Genomic DNA, 15,647 nt, shown 5'->3' on the forward strand with positions numbered 1-15,647 from the left:
TATGGCACCAAAAGTATTCTACATCTCAGACGGCACGGCGATCACGGCCGAGGTTTTTGGACATGCGGTACTCTCTCAATTTCCGTTAGAATTTGAACAGCTTACAATCCCATTTGTCGAAACAATTTCCAAGGCAGAAGCGGTTAAACGCCAAATCAATGATAGTTTTATTACAACAGGCGAACGGCCATTGGTGTTCCATTCGATAGTCAAAGCGGAAATTCGTGACATCATCTACTCCAGCGAAGGCCTGGATTATGACTTTTTGAACACCTTCGTGGCGCCACTGGAGCAACATCTTGGGGTGTCGGCCATGCCGGTGCTGCACCGTACCCATGGCAAGGCCAATCACAGCTACGAAACCCGCATAGACGCCATCAACTTCGCCATGGAAAATGACGATGGCCAGACCATGAAGCACATGGATCACGCAGATCTTGTGCTCCTGGGCGTGTCCCGTTGCGGCAAGACCCCCTCCAGCCTCTATCTGTCGATGCAGTTCGGCATCAAGGCGGCCAATTATCCCTTTACCGAAGATGACATGGATAACCTCAAGTTGCCCGACGCCCTCAAGCGCAACAAGAGCAAACTCTTCGGTTTGACCATAGATCCCGTGCGCCTGCATGAAATTCGCCAGAGCCGCATGGAGAACAGCCGTTACTCTTCACTGCGCCAATGCCGGCTGGAAGTCAAGGAAGTGGAGATGATGTTCAAACGCGAGCGCATTCCCTATATAGACACCACCAACCACTCGGTAGAAGAAATTGCCACCAAGATCCTCGATGTCACAGGCATGGAAAGGCACATGTTTTGAGGCTGAACCATGCCAATTTCCGTTTGGGATCAGCGCTCTTTCGCTGATATTTATCTAAGCTGAAGCAAATTCATTGCCCACTTGGCTAGAATTGCGACGATAGGCACTGTGCAGCGCGGCGCGATTCGTTATAATCTTACCAATCTGGCGAAAAACGCCGCACGCATGCCCGGTATTATGAATGACCATTAAAACAGACGAACTCCGTACGACCTTATTGGCGAAAGTCATCTCACCTGCCCAACTGGCATCTGAGTACCCCTTAACTCAGGATGCCGCCGATTATCTGGTGCAACAACGTCGCGAAGTCGAAGCCATCATAGCGGGTGAAGATCAGCGGCTGTTGGTGATCATAGGCCCCTGCTCCATCCACGATACCAAGGCGGCGCTGGAGTATGCCGGCCGCCTGGCCAAGCTGCACCAGGAACTCAAAGAGGATCTCTGCATCCTGATGCGGGTCTACTTCGAGAAGCCACGCACCATAGTAGGTTGGAAGGGCTTGATCTCGGATCCGGATCTCGATGGCAGCTTCAGCCCCAACAAGGGCCTGCGTCTGGCGCGCCAGCTGCTGCAGCAAATTACCGAACTAAAACTGCCGATAGCCACAGAGTTTCTCGACATGGTCAACGGTCAGTATATTGCCGACTTAGTCACCTGGGGCGCCATCGGCGCCCGCACCACTGAGAGCCAAATTCACCGCGAGATGGCCTCGGCCCTCTCCTGCCCGGTCGGCTTCAAGAATGGCACCGACGGCAATATCAATATCGCTGTGGATGCAGTGCGTGCCGCCAAGGTGCCGCACATTTTCTATTCGCCGGACAAAGACGGCGCCATGGCTGTGTATCGCACCCATGGCAACCCCTTCGGCCACATCATATTGCGTGGCGGCAAGACGCCCAACTATTTTGCCGCCGACATAGAAAAAGCCAGGGTACAGCTGGAAGCCGCGGGGATCTCCCAGCGCATGGTGGTGGATTTCAGCCACGGCAACAGCGAAAAAAATCATAAGAAGCAATTGGACGTCGCCGCAGACATCATGGCGCAGATGCGCAGCGGCAGCACAGCCATCGCCGGCATCATGGCGGAAAGCTTTATTCAGGAAGGCAATCAGAAGGTGGTTGCCGGTGAGCCCCTCTGCTACGGCAAGAGCATCACAGACGCCTGCCTGCACTGGGACGACTCGGAGAAACTGTTGCGGGACCTGGCCGCGGCATCGAGAGCGCGCCGCGCCTTGCTCGCAAAATAATCCTATTGCGGCACCCTATTGCGGCCCTGTGCCGCTGCAGCATGGCTCTTTATATATAAAAAAGGCTTCCTTCGGGAAGCCTTTTTTATCCTCATACGGCGAATGACTTGCGCCAGGGAAGCCGGCTCATTCGCCGCACACTAAAGCGCCCCTAGGGCAAGTTACAGAGGAAACGCCAACTGCCACTGCTGCCCGGACTGTCCTGGGTCCACCACAGGGCCTCGAACACGGCGCTGGCATTTTTCATCCGATCGCCCGTGGCCGCATGACTTGGATTGCCCTGCCAGTCTTTCTGGGGAAAATCCGGATAGGCGGGGATCAGACTCGCATCTATACCGGCCGCCGCACAGCCATCCTCGGGTGGCGGGCAGACCGCAGGCTCGGTATCACAGCCGGGCGGTGGCAATTGCGGGCCGGCCCCCTCGCTGCCGAAACCATAGGTCTCACCGTTGAAACTCACAGTGAAGTTCGACGGCATGGCCACCGGCAGGTAATACTTGATGCTGCCGGCAAAACTCGCCCCGGGCGCCAGGCTCTTCCAGCTCGGCAGGGTAAACTTGACCCTGTGGAAGTCCTTTTCCAGCCCGCCTATGTTGTTGCCGGCGGCGTTCGAGCCATCGGTAACCAGAGTCAGCCCCATGCCGGACTCATCGCTTATCACCGCCGAAGTGGCGGTGGCGATGTCGAACGCTATCTCGGCGCCGCCCGGAATGGTCATTTGACTGTGATTGCTTATGGTCAGTGTCGGCGTGATGGGATAGTTACTGTCACCCAGCTTGAAGCCCGAGAGGCTGGCACTCAAGTCCAGCGCCTGCTGCGGCTTGGGTTGATTGCTCAGCCGGTTGCCGTAAGGCGTAGCGGCGACGAAGGCGTTATAGGCGATGCTGGTCATGGTATCCCCTATGTAGAATTCGCCCTGGCCGGCGTTGCGGTTCGGGTACCAGGCGAAATCACCGGCCAATTCCCAGAACATCACCCCGCCTATGCCCTTGTCCAGCACATACTGCACCTTGCGGCCCATGGCTTGTTCATCTTCGGTCGACAGGAATACCTTCTTGAGCGGATTCCATAACCAGGACGACTCGGCCACTGCATCGTAATGGCGCTCATAGGTACCTGTCAGCCTGTCCGCCGGCAAGCTGGGATCCAGACCATAGTCGGCCAGGTAACTGCCGCTGATCCCCTGCTCCAGGTTCTTGGCATGCCACATGGGGTTGGAGCCGGCGAACATCTCGGCGCCATGAATATCGAGATCGTGCCACAGGTTGTCTATCCCCTGGGCACCATAACCACAGTTTGAGGTGCCATCCCCGGTCCCCGTAGGGCAGGCCGTCTGATCCGGGTAAGCCGCCAGTCCCCATAAGCCGTTGGTGCCACCGCTGACATTCTGCCAACCCCGGGTGTAGTAGGGAATGCCTATGTTGATCCTGCCTGCGGGCATGGCCCCGCGGAAATAATGGTAGGCCCAGTCGGTGTTGAGATAACCTATCCCCCTGTACTGCACTGTGCTGTACACATCCCAGAAGGCCAACTCGGCATCGCTGCCTGTGTCGAACAGGGCGGCATTATGGCCGACGAAGTCGTTCCAGGCACCGTGCAGGTCATAGCTCATGATGTTGACGTAATCCAGGTAACGCGTCATCTGGTACGCCTCCATCCCCCGCAGCAGGTAACCCGAGGCCGGCGCGGCGACCGTCAGCATATAGTGCCTGCCGTCGGCCAAGCCTGCGGCGTCGAGCCTCTCGCGCAGTGTCTGCATCAGCGCATCGTATTGCTTGAACAGACTGGCACGCAGGGGCTCGGACACGGCGAAATCGTCGGGATTGCCCGACTTGGCCATGGAAGTCGCATATTCATAGTCTATGTCGGCACCATCGAAGCCATAGGTGCGCAGGAAGGCAACCACAGAATCGGCGAAGGTGTCCATGCCCTGCTGGGTCTTGGTCATCTCATAGAAGCCGCCACTGGCCACCCTGGCCCCAGTGTCATCGAAATAGCCGCCGGTTTCGGCCCAGCCACCGATGGAGATCAGTGTCTTGACGTGCGGATGCAGTTTCTTGTACTTGTTCAGCAGGTTGAAATGGCCCTTATAGGCGTAGGCCGGGTCCATCTCGGCGCCCGCGACCCCGTCCCAGGTCATGCCGGTGGCGGCATTGTCCTGACTGGCGGGATCGCCGACTGAGATGTGATTGTTCGCATCTATGTGGGCGAAGGCGTAGTTAATATGGGTGATCTTGTTCCAGGGTATGTCCTTGGCCAGGTAGGCCGCCTGATGGTTTTTCCCTGTGCGCCAGGAGGTGAAGTAACCTATGATGCGCCGCGCATGATCCGCGCCCATCTTCTCGCGGCCGGACTCGTCATACACCAGGCAATAGCGCGAGTTGCCGAGCAGGCCTTCGGGACGACAGGCTTCATCGTCACTGGTAGGGGTTCCGGCAAATCCCGTCAGTGCCGTCGACAGACTGCTGGCCCCCTGGCTATCCACCGCCTCGGCCTGCAGCCGCAGCGGCCCGGCACTCGGCGCTGTGTAACTGGCGCTGTAGGGGGCACTGGCATCTTCGCCTATCAGTTCACCATTGACCCAGAAACGCACGTTGGCAAGTTCACCCTCGGGATCGCTGGCCTCGGCCGTCAATGCCAGTGGCGTGTTCAACGCCAGGACAAAGTTATCCGCAGGCGCCGTCAGGCTGACCCTCGGCGCCTGATTGCCTATGTTTGCCGTGAGCTTGATGGGTTGGGACACGCCGCTGGCCTCGTGGCTGTCATAGGCCTTGGTCTGCAACAGATACACGCCGGCACTGGCCGCCTGCCAATTGAAGCTGAAGGGGGCACTGTTATCGGTCGCCACCAGCTGGTCGTTGACCCACAACTCGAGCTTCACCAGGGTGTCGCCCGCATCCGGATCGCTCGCCGATGCCATTACGGTCACCTCACCACCCACCAAGACAGCGCTGTCATTTTGCGGTGAAACAATGATAGTCACAGGCGGCAAGTTTGACCCGCCGCCGCATTCCCCCAGCGTCTGCCACACGCCCCACTGGCCGGTTTGGGCCGGATTTTCATTTGTGGTCCACCATTGGTTCCGATACAAGGTGTCCAGGTAAGTCACGGCCGTCGGAACGGCATAGACTTGTGCCGCCGACCAGGGCGCGGCGCCGCTGCAGTCGACTGCGGCGGCATGGGCATTCGGCCCAGCGGCCAACAAGGCCAGCCCGAGGGCCGTCGCGAGCGGCGAGCGCCACCCGGCATTGGCTTTCATATCACTCATGAGTAAATTCCTTTTCTGATATTGAAGTTAATGCCGCCAATTCCCTGTGCCGGAGACGGGCTCCGGCAGCGACTAAGACCTGTGACTAATGCCAGTGAATAAGGCCAGTGACGACCCTAACAACTTACGCTCATGTTTAAAATTTGTTAATAGCCAGGATATATTTTTAAGTGAATGCTTATAACAAAAGGATGAACGGGCGCCATAATGGGTCCGGGTCACACCTAAGGCGTACGCCGAGCCCGAGGCCGGCAACCCGGATGCGGCACGCGCCGCGTCATGACTATCATAATGGCGCCAAACTGCGTACAATACGCGCCCTTGTTTAGCCGCATAACCTCAGGTTGCCGTATGTCCTTCACAGAAACCCCAAGCCACTATTCCGACGCAGTGAGTCAACGCATCGAAGACTCGGAAGCCAGGGTGATCAAAGCCGTGTTCCCTTCGATCACCAACCACCACAACACCCTCTTCGGTGGCGAGGCCCTGGCCTGGATGGACGAAACCGCCTTCATCGCGGCGACACGTTTCTGCCGCAAGACCCTGGTTACCGTCAGCTCGGACAGGATAGACTTCAAGAAGCCGATCCCGGCGGGCAGCCTGGCGGAACTGATCGCCCGGGTGATCTATGTGGGCAACACCTCACTCAAGGTCGAAGTGAATATCTTCGTCGAAGACATGTATCAGGATCACAGGGAACACGCCATCCGCGGGGTATTCACCTTCGTGGCCGTGGACGAAGACCGCAATCCTACCAAGGTATGGACTCAGGAATAGCGAGGCTCTTAGCCCGTATACCCCGAAACCGGCGGCAGGCTGGGTCGCGGCACTCGCTGCGGCCGCCAAGCCCGACTCACATGAGACGCCTTGATATGAGCCGCTCTTGGTATAAACCCTTCTCGATATAAGCCGTTCTTTATATAAAAAAAGAAATCGCCAAGTACATAAATAAAGCGATAGGCTCGGCAATTACTTTTCTGTTACATTGTTTCATCTTCACGCGCCACTAACCTAAATTATATAAAGCCATGAAGTTTGAAAACCTGACTATTATCATCGCAGACGACCACCCTCTGTTCAGAAATGCCCTGCGCCAGGCGCTCGGCATGGCCTTCAGCGACACCCTATGGTTCGAGGCCGACAGTGCCGAAGCCCTGCAAGCCGTGCTGGACCAAACCGCTGCTTGCGACCTTATCCTGCTGGATCTGCAGATGCCGGGCTCCCATGGTTACTCGACCCTGATCCACCTGAGATCCCATTACCCCGACTTGCCCGTGGTGGTGATCTCGGCCCACGAAGACATCAACACCATCAGCCGCGCCATACATTATGGCGGCGCCGCCTTCATCCCCAAGTCGGCCTCGATGGACACCCTGGAAGCGGCACTGACCGCCGTACTCAGTGGCGATATCTGGCTGCCGCCGGGAACAAACATCATCCCCATAGAAGATGATGCTGTGGATCAGATGGCGAGCAAGTTGTCGGACCTGACCCCGCAGCAATACAAGGTGCTGCAGATGTTTGCCGAAGGCCTGCTCAACAAACAAATCGCCTACGATCTCGGGGTATCCGAAGCCACCATCAAGGCCCATGCCACGGCGATATTCCGTAAACTCGGGGTACGCAACCGCACCCAGGCGGTGATCGCGCTGCAGCAATTGGAAATGGATAAGCGCGAGCTGAGCTGACATTAACCAGCCAACGTAAAAAAGGCAGCCATTGGCTGCCTTTTTTCTATTCCGCGGCTCATGCCGGCCTGGCTCTTGACTAGAAATACAGGCTGTGGAATGTCAGATGCTGCTCTATGAAGCTGGCGATGAAGTAATAGCTGTGGTCGTACCCAGGCTGCAGCCTGAAATCCAGCGGATAGCCCTTATGCCCGGCAATCTCCACCAGCTGTTGGGGCCTGAGCTGCTGCTCCAGGAAGGTGTCCGCATCGCCTTGATCTATCAATATCGGCACCTCGCTCACCGCCAATTTCAGCAATTCGCAGGCATCGTATTGCCGCCAATGCTCGCGATTCTCCCCCAGATAAGCGGCGAAGGCCTTCTCACCCCAGGGGCAGGCCATGGGATTGGCTATGGGGCTGAAGGCCGAAATAGAACTGTACCTGTGGGGATGGCTCAAGCCTATCACCAGGGCGCCGTGGCCGCCCATGGAATGGCCGCTTATCGCCCTTTGCCCTGTCACCGGGAAATGGGCCTCGATCAGCGCCGGCAACTCATCCACCACATAATCGAACATATGGTAATGACGGTTCCAGGGGGCACGGGTGGCATTGAGGTAGAATCCCGCCCCCAGGCCGAGATCATAGGCCTTGTCGGCGTCATCCGGCACCCCATCGCCACGTGGGCTGGTATCCGGGGCGACTATGGCCATGCCCAGTTCCGCGGCCATGCGCTGGGCGCCGGCCTTCTGCATGAAGTTCTCATCCGTGCAGGTCAGGCCCGACAGCCAATAGAGCACGGGCACGGGTTTCTCGGCGGCCTGGGGCGGCAGGAAGATGGCGAAGCGCATCTCACAGTCGAGCACCCTGGATTGGTGCTTATACTGCTTATGCCAACCGCCGAAGCTCTTGTTACAGCTGATGTTTTCTATGGTCATCTGCTCTCCTTCCGGGCCCTTGGGCCCATGGATCTTTTCGGCTTACTTATCGAAGTGGATCACGCTGCGAATGCTCTTGCCCTGATGCATCAAGTCGAACGCCTCGTTCACCTGCTCCAAGCCCATGGTATGGGTGATGAAGTCATCCAGCTTGAACTCGCCGGCAAGATATCGCTCGACTATGTGCGGCAATTCGGAGCGGCCCTTGACGCCGCCGAAGGCCGTGCCCTTCCACACCCGTCCTGTGACCAGCTGAAAGGGCCGGGTGGAGATCTCCTGCCCGGCACCCGCGACGCCTATGATCACCGACTGGCCCCAGCCCTTGTGACAACATTCCAGCGCCGAGCGCATCACATCGACATTGCCTATGCACTCGAAGGAATAGTCGACGCCGCCGTCTGTCATGTCGACGATAACCTCCTGGATCGGCTTGTCGAAGTTTTTGGGGTTGATGCAATCGGTCGCCCCGAGTTTTTGCGCCAGTTCGAACTTAGACTCGTTGATGTCTATGACCAGGATGCGGCTCGCCTTGGCCATGGTCGCCCCTATCACCGCCGAGAGGCCTATGCCGCCCAGGCCGAAGATGGCCACAGTGGCGCCGGCTTCCACCTTGGCTGTGTTCATCACAGCGCCCATGCCTGTGGTCACGCCGCAGCCCAGCAGGCAAATTTCTTCCAGCGGAGCGGCCTTATTCACCTTGGCCAGGGAAATTTCCGGCAATACCGTGTATTCGGAGAAGGTCGAGCAGCCCATGTAGTGGAAGATCGGCTGGCCGTCTTTGTAGAAACGTGTGGTGCCATCCGGCATCAGCCCCTGCCCCTGAGTGGCACGGATCTTCTGGCATAGATTGGTCTTGCCCGAGAGGCAGAACTTGCACTCGCCGCATTCCGGGGTATAGAGAGGGATCACATGATCGCCCACCTGCACGCTGGTGACCCCCTCGCCTACCTGCTCCACTATGCCGCCGCCCTCGTGGCCCAAAATGGCCGGGAATACACCTTCGGGATCGTCACCGCTCAGGGTGAAGGCATCCGTATGGCACACGCCGCTGGCCACTATGCGCACCAGGACTTCGCCCGCCTTGGGCAGCATCACGTCCACTTCTTCTATCTTCAGGGGTTGACCCGGGCCCCAGGCCACTGCGGCTCTGGATTTAATAAATTGAGCTGTCATTGCGCACTCTCTCCTTGTTGAGAAATCTCTCGGGCATAGCACCGGCTGCAAGCCAGGCGGCAGAGATCCGATGCCCCTATTGTATTTACTTCCCATAGATTGATAATCTAGCCAGAAGGCAATTTATTTTTACTGAGTGGTAACAATGTACCTCTGGGAAGGCATAAGCGAATTTGTCGCCGTCGCCGAAAACGAGAGCTTCACCCTGGCGGCCAGGCACCTGGATATCTCCACCGCCCATGTCAGCCGCCAGGTCGCGGCGCTGGAGAATCGTCTCGGCACCAAGCTCTTCTACCGCACCACCCGCAAGGTATCGCTCACAGAGGAAGGCGGCCTCTACTATCGCCATTGCCGTCAGTTACAGACGGGGCTGGAAGAGGCCGAGCGTGCCATCACCAGCTTGAGCGGTACCCCCCAGGGGCTGGTCAAGTTGACGGCCCCCGTGGCCTACGGCGAGAAGTACATAATGCCGCTGCTCAGCGACTTCATGGTGCGTTACCCCAGCATAGAGCTGAGCGTGGATCTGACCAACCGTACTGTCGATCTGGTGGAGGCAGGCTACGATCTGGCGATCCGCCTGGGCAAGCTGGCCGATTCCAGCCTGGTCGCCAAGCCCCTGAGCGCCAGGACCCATTATGTGTGCGCCGCCCCCGCCTACCTGGCGACCTATGGCGAGCCCCATTCACTGTCCGAACTGGGCCGGCACAATTGCCTGATCGGGAATCACAATTACTGGCGCTTCATCGACGCTGGCAAGGAGCGCAACATCAAGGTGCGCGGCCGCCTCGCCTGCAACAGCGGCTATGCCCTGAGGGATGCCGCCATCAAAGCCATAGGCCTGGTGCAGTTGCCGGACTATTATGTGGATGCAGACTTACAAGCCGGCCGCCTGGTGTCCGTGCTCAACGGCTATCGCGAGGCCAGGGAAGGCATCTGGGCCCTGTATCCGCAGAACCGTCACCTGTCGCCCAAGGTACGTTTGCTGGTGGATTTTCTGGCCCAGCGACTGGCCGAACAGGATGCTGCCAGGCCGAACGCGCCGCAACAGGCCCAATGAGGCCAAGACCAAGCCAACAAGGACAAGCCATGACAGAGTTACCCTTTTCCCAAGCCTGTGAAAACAACAAGGCGCCGATTTTATCCGCCTTGACACCCCTGCTCGCCGACAGTCGCCATGTACTGGAAATCGGCAGTGGCACGGGACAACACGCAGTGTATTTCGCCAGGCATCTGCCCGGGCTGCGTTGGCAACCTAGCGATCAACTCCAGTACCTCCAGGGGCTCAGCGCCAGATTGCGCCGGGAAGCGACCAGCAATGTCGCGCCGCCGCTGCAATTGGATGTCCTGGCTCCCTGGCCTGTCGCCGCCCTCGCCGAGCCCATAGACGCCGTCTTCAGCGCCAATACCCTGCATATCATGAGTGAAACCATGGTCGAGGCCTTTTTTGCCGGCATAGGCAATTACCTGCCCTCGGTCGCGCTGCAACTGCTCGTCTACGGCCCCTTCAACTACCAGGGGAAATTCACCAGCGCCAGCAACGCCGACTTCGATCTCTGGTTGAAACGCAACAATCCTGACAGCGGCATTCGGGACATAGAATGGATCACCGACCTGGCCGCGGCCCAGGGGCTGGGGTTGGTGCAAGATCTGACCATGCCGGCCAACAACCGCCTGTTGCACTTCAGCCGGGCCCATGCCGGCTAATACCTCGCCCTGAAGTGCCATTCCCCCTCGGCGACCTCATTTCTCACCGCTTGCCGGATGGAAGCGTCAATTTGCGGCGAGTCTATGTCATAGAGTCCACACAGGGAAAATGCCTTGCGCATATTGATGGAACGCCCAAGGTATTCATACACCACCCTGGCACAGATGGGCATACGCTCACCACTGCCGCTCACCCCGATTTTCAGCCCCTTGAGCTGAGATATTCTGTTCTTGAAGGTCGGGAATAAGATCGTTTGCGAAATCTCATGCCCGGTCAGGGACTCGTAATCCAGCATGAAAATACGGTCGACCAGAAAGTGAGCCATGCCCAGGTAGCGACAGTGATACACCTTCTTATGGGGAAATTCGATCATCCTCTCCATGCGCTGATAGTAGATCTGCTGTGCCTGCTTTTCGAAGCAGACCAAGGTTCGCAACAATTTCCCCGGGTGCGCCATGGAGAGATAATATTCAAAGTAAAACCCCAGATACCTTTCCAGCTCACGGGTGCCGGCGGCTTGCAATCTCTGCATATGGGATAACTCAGGCAACGGCGCGGCCTGCGGCTGCTGTTCCCGCGGTTTGACCTGCACCAATAACTTGAATTGATTGTGGGGAAGCAGGGCTTCAAATTCTTCGATACCGAAAAAATTGCAGATCCGCAGCATGGTATTGGCACCGGGTTTATGCTGGCCACTGAGGTAGCGATTGAACTGGGCCCTGTTGAGTTCCAGACGGCGACAGACCTCGGCAATGGACTTGTGGTAGCTGCACAGCAGCTTCAGGTTGCTGGCAAAATCGGTAGTTTGAGACATAGGGCTTCCTCACGACGGGTCGCCCATATTAAGCAATTCCCCCGGGCAACTCAATCGAACGCCCGACCCTATTTGATGCCATAACAGCGTCAAAATGCACCAGGCATTGGCAAAATCCGCATCAGATGTATGCCTGTCAGCAAATGTTGTTTCCCCAGAGGATCTGCTTCAATAGCCCATGGCACCAAGCCGGCGGCCGGCGCCCATGCCATGGCGCGGCCAGATTGCAACCTGAGGTGGAAATCCAAGCATGACAACACGTATAGAACAAGACTTACTCGGCGAGATGGCGCTCGATAACAATGCCTGGTACGGCATTCAAACCCAACGCGCATTGGATAATTTTGCCATTAGCGGCACCCGGATAGGCGAGTTTCCCGAATTGGTGACTGCGCTGGCCATGGTCAAGGCGGCCGCCGCCGATGCGAACCTGAGAGTGGGCTATTTAACCAAAGACAAGGCCGAGGCCATCAAAGCCGCCAGCCAAGAGATCATCGAGGGTAAGTATCACGAGCAGTTTGTGGTGGATGTCATTCAGGGCGGGGCCGGCACCTCAACCAACATGAACGCCAATGAGGTGATCGCCAACCTGGCCCTGGCCAAGCTGGGCCATGAGAAAGGCGCTTATCACCTGTTGCATCCCAACGACGACGTCAATCGTTGCCAGTCAACCAATGATGCCTATCCCACGGCGGCGCGCATAGCTATCCAGCTAGCCGGCGATAAGTTGATAACGGCGATCACCGGGTTGAAGCAAGAATTCGAAGCCAAAGCCGATGCCTTCTTCGATGTGATAAAGATGGGCCGCACGCAACTTCAGGATGCGGTGCCCATGAGCCTGGGGCAGGAATTTATGGCCTTCGCCATCAATTTGGATGACGAGATAGCCCGGATACGCCAGGCCAACACATTACTCTGTCACGTCAACCTGGGGGGCACGGCAATAGGCACGGGCATCAACAGCCACAGTGATTACGCCCAGGCCGCCATCGACAGCCTGGCCAGGCTAGCCGACAAACCCCTGGTGCAGGCGCGCAACCTGATTGCTGCCACCTCGGACATGGGCGACTTTGTGTATTACTCCGGGGTCCTGAAGCGGCTGGCGGTTAAGCTGGGGAAGATAAGCAACGATCTGCGTTTGCTGTCGAGCGGCCCCAGAACCGGCTTGGGTGAAATCACCCTGCCGGCCATGCAGCCAGGGTCGAGCATAATGCCGGGCAAAATCAACCCTGTCATTCCTGAAGCCGTCAACCAGAGCGCCTATCAAGTGATAGCCAACGATCTGGCCGTCACGCTTGCCGCCGAGGCAGGGCAATTGCAGCTCAATGCCATGGAACCGCTGATCATTTACAACATTTTGAATTCAATGAAGATATTGGTATCAAGTTGCGACATGCTCGCCAGCCGCTGCGTCCGGGGGATCACGGCCAATCGCAGCCGCTGTCGGCAACTGGTCACGGACAGCATAGGCACTATTACCGCCTTGGTGCCTGAGATAGGTTATGGCAATGCCTCGGCCATAGCTAAACAGGCGATGGCCGAAAACAAGTCCGTCGTAGAACTGGTATTGCACTGCGGCTTGTTGAGCCAGGAGCGGCTCGAAGCCCTGCTGGATCCCGCCTCCATGCTCCAGGTTGCCGGCTCGCCAAGATAAGCCCATGCCGGACAGGCAAAGGTATTGCCTACCGGCAGCAGCTATGCTCAGGTTTATGGGCTTTACCTTTCATGGCTGGTATTTCCCCGAGTGTCACCTTGGTAGCTTGGCTTGGCTGCGGCTCATCTGTGGTTGGCGCTTAGTTCACATAAGCGGATTTAATGGATGAACCGATAAGCTCTTCGTAAATCTCCTGCTGCCCCGCAGGAATAAGCTGCCTGAGTACCTCTTTACGCTTGGCTTCATCAAATAAGCGTTCTGCCAACCAACCTATCAGGTACACAGAAGACAGACAGCCTCCCGCCGTTGCGATATTCCCATGAACGACAAGCGGTTTATCCTGGACAGCTACGCCCATAGACAGCAGCCCGGCTTTGGCGTCTGGATGTGTCGTCGCCGATATCGCCTCCAGCAACCCCAGTTTTGCCAGGATAAATGAACCGGCACAGATTGAACCTATCAGCTGGGTGTCAGGGTTCAAGTGAAACGCATTGATGAACTCCTTATCTTCAATTGCGGCCGGCACGCCTAGATAACCACTGGTGAATAACACCACATCCGCATCGTTAGCCTCAGAAACATGGCCATGGGTCTTGACCTGCATGCCCAAGGTGGAGACATGGTCACTCTTGGTGCCAAGCACTTTGACCTGCCAGTCGGTCTTATTCCTTCCCAAAATGTCCCACATCAAGAAAAAATCCAGGTCGGTAAACTCATCGAATATAACAATGGCGACGCTTATCATTAGAAATCCTTTTGTCGGAGGACCGGGCATGGGACGCTGTTTCAATAACTGCTGTACTGGCCATCAAAGCCACGATGGAGCGCCAACGTAGATCTGCTGACAACAGAGCAGCTTTAACATAAATACAACAATGTTATTAATGAGTTAGCCTAAAATAAACGCATCAGAATGGCAAGCTGAAAGCTTGCTGTCCGTATGAAACCCGGTACCGGTGCTAGCGGCCATCCCCGGTCGCAGCCCTGGCTGTCAACAAACCGAAAATCGTCAGTAACAGCGCCAGCATTATGGTGACGCCACACAGTTGCAGTATGCCGGTGACGAGCGGGTGATCCATCCCATGGGGCGGCGGGAATTTTTCACTCAGGGTCGGCATGAGTTTCGATGAGTAGCCCATGAAGGCCCCGACCAATCCGGCCAGGCCATTGGTCCAGGTGCCCAGCTGCAGCGTGACGAACCAGAGCTTCAGGGCCATGGCGCCCAGGCCGAGTTCTTTGACCAACAGTCCCAGGACTATCATCAAGACCCCGTTTGCGGTGAACTCCATATGGGCCATGACTATGCCGCGAAACCATTGCACTGCGTCCGGCGGAATGAAGCCGACCATGCAGCCGAATGTTACCTGGATCACCCCCAGCACCAAGGTCCAGTGGCGGAGCTTGGATTTCAACTCTGGCATGTTGGTCATGACTCTGCTCTCCTCGACTCACCCTAGGCCCGGTTTGATGGCGCATCTGCCCGGGCGCGGGCTGCCTCTGACTAAAATGGGCCAGTCCCGGGACTGACGCTGGCGGCATGCACTCCCCAGCACACAGGGACAGAGCAGCCATAGAGATCAAGTATAGCCAGCCCTGCGCCTAAGGTTGCACGGGCCGGAGCCCCTCTAGCTCACTCATGACCGAACGCCGACGATAAAAGCGCCAGGCCGATTGAGTGGATCTTTCCTGCTTGTGCTAAACCTTAATCTAGGAGTCCCGTCCCGGTCGGTTTTCAGAGCTTGCGGCAGTGGAGAGCGGCTCGTTGGCATACTCCCTGACACAAGGAATAAGAATATGTTCACAGCTAAGATGCTCAGAGCTTGCTTGCTGCAATCGGCGATACTCGCTGCTTGTGTGCCGCTGGCGGCCCAGGCCAAGAGTTCGACCGAGCAACAGGGAGAGACATTGCAGCTGGTGATCCCGGCGATCGCCCTGGGCGCCACCCTCTTCTACGAGGAAGGTTACGATGGCAGCCTGCAATTCTTCGAATCCCTGGCCACCAATGAACTCACCACTTATCTGCTCAAGCAGGCGATAGATGCCCGCCGGCCCAATGGCAATTGCTGTAATTCCTTCCCTTCCGGCCACACCTCGACCGCCTTCATGGGAGCGGCCTTCATTCACAGGCGCTACGGCTGGGAGTACGCGGTTCCCGCTTATCTGGGCGCCGCCTATGTCGGCTATACCAGGGTCGACGCCGACAAGCACTACACCCGGGACGTTGTCGCCGGCGCTGTGATAGGCATAGCGAGCAGCTTCTATTTCACCGAGCCATATGAAGGGGTCAAGATCACCCCCTATGCCGCCGACGGCAGCTACGGCATCATGTTCAGCGGCCGCTGGTGAGTCGCCGCCCATTGAGCCGCCGG

The 15,647-nt window shown here is 57.3% G+C and carries 14 protein-coding genes; 8 read left to right on the forward strand and 6 right to left on the reverse strand.

Annotated elements, in window-relative coordinates; translation table 11 throughout:
• The first annotated feature begins 1 nt into the window (after position 1).
• Positions 2-814 (forward strand): posphoenolpyruvate synthetase regulatory kinase/phosphorylase PpsR, encoded by an 813-nt coding sequence (gene ppsR, locus LZP73_RS00940; protein WP_169562927.1) that lies wholly within the window; start codon positions 2-4, stop codon positions 812-814.
• Positions 815-995: 181 nt separating this feature from the next.
• A complete protein-coding gene (locus tag LZP73_RS00945; RefSeq protein ID WP_169562928.1) occupies positions 996-2,060 on the forward strand; it encodes a 3-deoxy-7-phosphoheptulonate synthase in 1,065 nt (354 codons plus the stop codon).
• A 151-nt stretch (positions 2,061-2,211) separates the two neighbouring features.
• Here the strand turns inward: LZP73_RS00945 and LZP73_RS00950 are convergent, their stop codons facing one another.
• The gene (locus LZP73_RS00950; protein WP_442800712.1) at positions 2,212-5,319 is read right to left on the reverse strand and encodes a glycosyl hydrolase family 18 protein; all 3,108 of its coding nucleotides are present in this window, start codon (positions 5,317-5,319) and stop codon (positions 2,212-2,214) included.
• 360 nt (positions 5,320-5,679) lie between these two features.
• Between LZP73_RS00950 and LZP73_RS00955 the strand changes: the two genes are divergently transcribed.
• Together LZP73_RS00955 and LZP73_RS00960 are read left to right on the forward strand one after the other, a co-directional pair.
• Entirely contained in the window at positions 5,680-6,105 is a 426-nt protein-coding gene (locus LZP73_RS00955) for an acyl-CoA thioesterase (protein WP_169562930.1), read from the forward strand.
• Between the two features lie 251 nt (positions 6,106-6,356).
• Positions 6,357-7,016 carry a response regulator transcription factor gene (locus LZP73_RS00960; protein ID WP_234232640.1) on the forward strand — a complete coding sequence of 220 codons (660 nt, stop codon included), beginning with the start codon at positions 6,357-6,359 and terminating at the stop codon, positions 7,014-7,016.
• A 79-nt stretch (positions 7,017-7,095) separates the two neighbouring features.
• Here LZP73_RS00960 and fghA read toward each other — a convergent pair whose 3' ends face one another.
• Together fghA and LZP73_RS00970 are read right to left on the reverse strand one after the other, a co-directional pair.
• Positions 7,096-7,932, reverse strand: coding sequence for an S-formylglutathione hydrolase (gene fghA, locus LZP73_RS00965; protein WP_234232641.1), 837 nt, complete (start codon positions 7,930-7,932; stop codon positions 7,096-7,098).
• A gap of 42 nt (positions 7,933-7,974) precedes the next feature.
• Positions 7,975-9,105 carry an S-(hydroxymethyl)glutathione dehydrogenase/class III alcohol dehydrogenase gene (locus tag LZP73_RS00970; RefSeq protein WP_267960039.1) on the reverse strand — a complete coding sequence of 377 codons (1,131 nt, stop codon included), beginning with the start codon at positions 9,103-9,105 and terminating at the stop codon, positions 7,975-7,977.
• A gap of 145 nt (positions 9,106-9,250) precedes the next feature.
• On the opposite strand from LZP73_RS00970, the gene LZP73_RS00975 reads away from it, so the two are divergent.
• Positions 9,251-10,162 (forward strand): LysR family transcriptional regulator, encoded by a 912-nt coding sequence (locus LZP73_RS00975; protein ID WP_234232642.1) that lies wholly within the window; start codon positions 9,251-9,253, stop codon positions 10,160-10,162.
• A gap of 29 nt (positions 10,163-10,191) precedes the next feature.
• On the forward strand, positions 10,192-10,809 hold the full coding sequence (locus tag LZP73_RS00980) for a DUF938 domain-containing protein (protein ID WP_234232643.1): 618 nt from the start codon (positions 10,192-10,194) through the stop codon (positions 10,807-10,809).
• Here LZP73_RS00980 and LZP73_RS00985 read toward each other — a convergent pair.
• The gene (locus LZP73_RS00985; protein ID WP_234232644.1) at positions 10,806-11,624 is read right to left on the reverse strand and encodes a helix-turn-helix domain-containing protein; all 819 of its coding nucleotides are present in this window, start codon (positions 11,622-11,624) and stop codon (positions 10,806-10,808) included. The two genes, LZP73_RS00980 and LZP73_RS00985, sit on opposite strands and share 4 nt — an antisense overlap.
• 250 nt (positions 11,625-11,874) lie before the next feature.
• Between LZP73_RS00985 and LZP73_RS00990 the strand changes: the two genes are divergently transcribed.
• The gene (locus LZP73_RS00990) at positions 11,875-13,278 is read left to right on the forward strand and encodes an aspartate ammonia-lyase (protein WP_234232645.1); all 1,404 of its coding nucleotides are present in this window, start codon (positions 11,875-11,877) and stop codon (positions 13,276-13,278) included.
• Positions 13,279-13,417: 139 nt separating this feature from the next.
• Here the strand turns inward: LZP73_RS00990 and LZP73_RS00995 are convergent, their stop codons facing one another.
• Together LZP73_RS00995 and LZP73_RS01000 are read right to left on the reverse strand one after the other, a co-directional pair.
• Positions 13,418-14,023, reverse strand: coding sequence for a DJ-1/PfpI family protein (locus LZP73_RS00995; RefSeq protein ID WP_234232646.1), 606 nt, complete (start codon positions 14,021-14,023; stop codon positions 13,418-13,420).
• A 214-nt stretch (positions 14,024-14,237) separates the two neighbouring features.
• Positions 14,238-14,708, reverse strand: coding sequence for a hypothetical protein (locus LZP73_RS01000; RefSeq protein WP_234232647.1), 471 nt, complete (start codon positions 14,706-14,708; stop codon positions 14,238-14,240).
• Between the two features lie 364 nt (positions 14,709-15,072).
• Here LZP73_RS01000 and LZP73_RS01005 point away from each other — a divergent pair, with 364 nt between their 5' ends.
• Positions 15,073-15,624, forward strand: a complete 552-nt coding sequence (locus LZP73_RS01005; protein WP_234232648.1) for a phosphatase PAP2 family protein — start codon at positions 15,073-15,075, stop codon at positions 15,622-15,624.
• The last annotated feature ends 23 nt before the right edge of the window (positions 15,625-15,647 follow it).

The organism is Shewanella sp. AS16 (genome assembly GCF_021412365.1).
GTDB lineage: Bacteria > Pseudomonadota > Gammaproteobacteria > Enterobacterales > Shewanellaceae > Shewanella > Shewanella salipaludis.

Excerpts from the sequence above, each read along its gene's own strand:
- ppsR (WP_169562927.1), top strand. The coding sequence starts at position 2 with ATGGCACCAAAAGTATTCTACATCTCAGACGGCACGGCGATCACGGCC.
- LZP73_RS00945 (WP_169562928.1), top strand. The coding sequence starts at position 996 with ATGACCATTAAAACAGACGAACTCCGTACGACCTTATTGGCGAAAGTC.
- LZP73_RS00950 (WP_442800712.1), bottom strand. The coding sequence starts at position 5,319 with ATGAAAGCCAATGCCGGGTGGCGCTCGCCGCTCGCGACGGCCCTCGGG.
- LZP73_RS00955 (WP_169562930.1), top strand. The coding sequence starts at position 5,680 with ATGTCCTTCACAGAAACCCCAAGCCACTATTCCGACGCAGTGAGTCAA.
- LZP73_RS00960 (WP_234232640.1), top strand. The coding sequence starts at position 6,357 with ATGAAGTTTGAAAACCTGACTATTATCATCGCAGACGACCACCCTCTG.
- fghA (WP_234232641.1), bottom strand. The coding sequence starts at position 7,932 with ATGACCATAGAAAACATCAGCTGTAACAAGAGCTTCGGCGGTTGGCAT.
- LZP73_RS00970 (WP_267960039.1), bottom strand. The coding sequence starts at position 9,105 with ATGACAGCTCAATTTATTAAATCCAGAGCCGCAGTGGCCTGGGGCCCG.
- LZP73_RS00975 (WP_234232642.1), top strand. The coding sequence starts at position 9,251 with ATGTACCTCTGGGAAGGCATAAGCGAATTTGTCGCCGTCGCCGAAAAC.
- LZP73_RS00980 (WP_234232643.1), top strand. The coding sequence starts at position 10,192 with ATGACAGAGTTACCCTTTTCCCAAGCCTGTGAAAACAACAAGGCGCCG.
- LZP73_RS00985 (WP_234232644.1), bottom strand. The coding sequence starts at position 11,624 with ATGTCTCAAACTACCGATTTTGCCAGCAACCTGAAGCTGCTGTGCAGC.
- LZP73_RS00990 (WP_234232645.1), top strand. The coding sequence starts at position 11,875 with ATGACAACACGTATAGAACAAGACTTACTCGGCGAGATGGCGCTCGAT.
- LZP73_RS00995 (WP_234232646.1), bottom strand. The coding sequence starts at position 14,023 with ATGATAAGCGTCGCCATTGTTATATTCGATGAGTTTACCGACCTGGAT.
- LZP73_RS01000 (WP_234232647.1), bottom strand. The coding sequence starts at position 14,708 with ATGACCAACATGCCAGAGTTGAAATCCAAGCTCCGCCACTGGACCTTG.
- LZP73_RS01005 (WP_234232648.1), top strand. The coding sequence starts at position 15,073 with ATGTTCACAGCTAAGATGCTCAGAGCTTGCTTGCTGCAATCGGCGATA.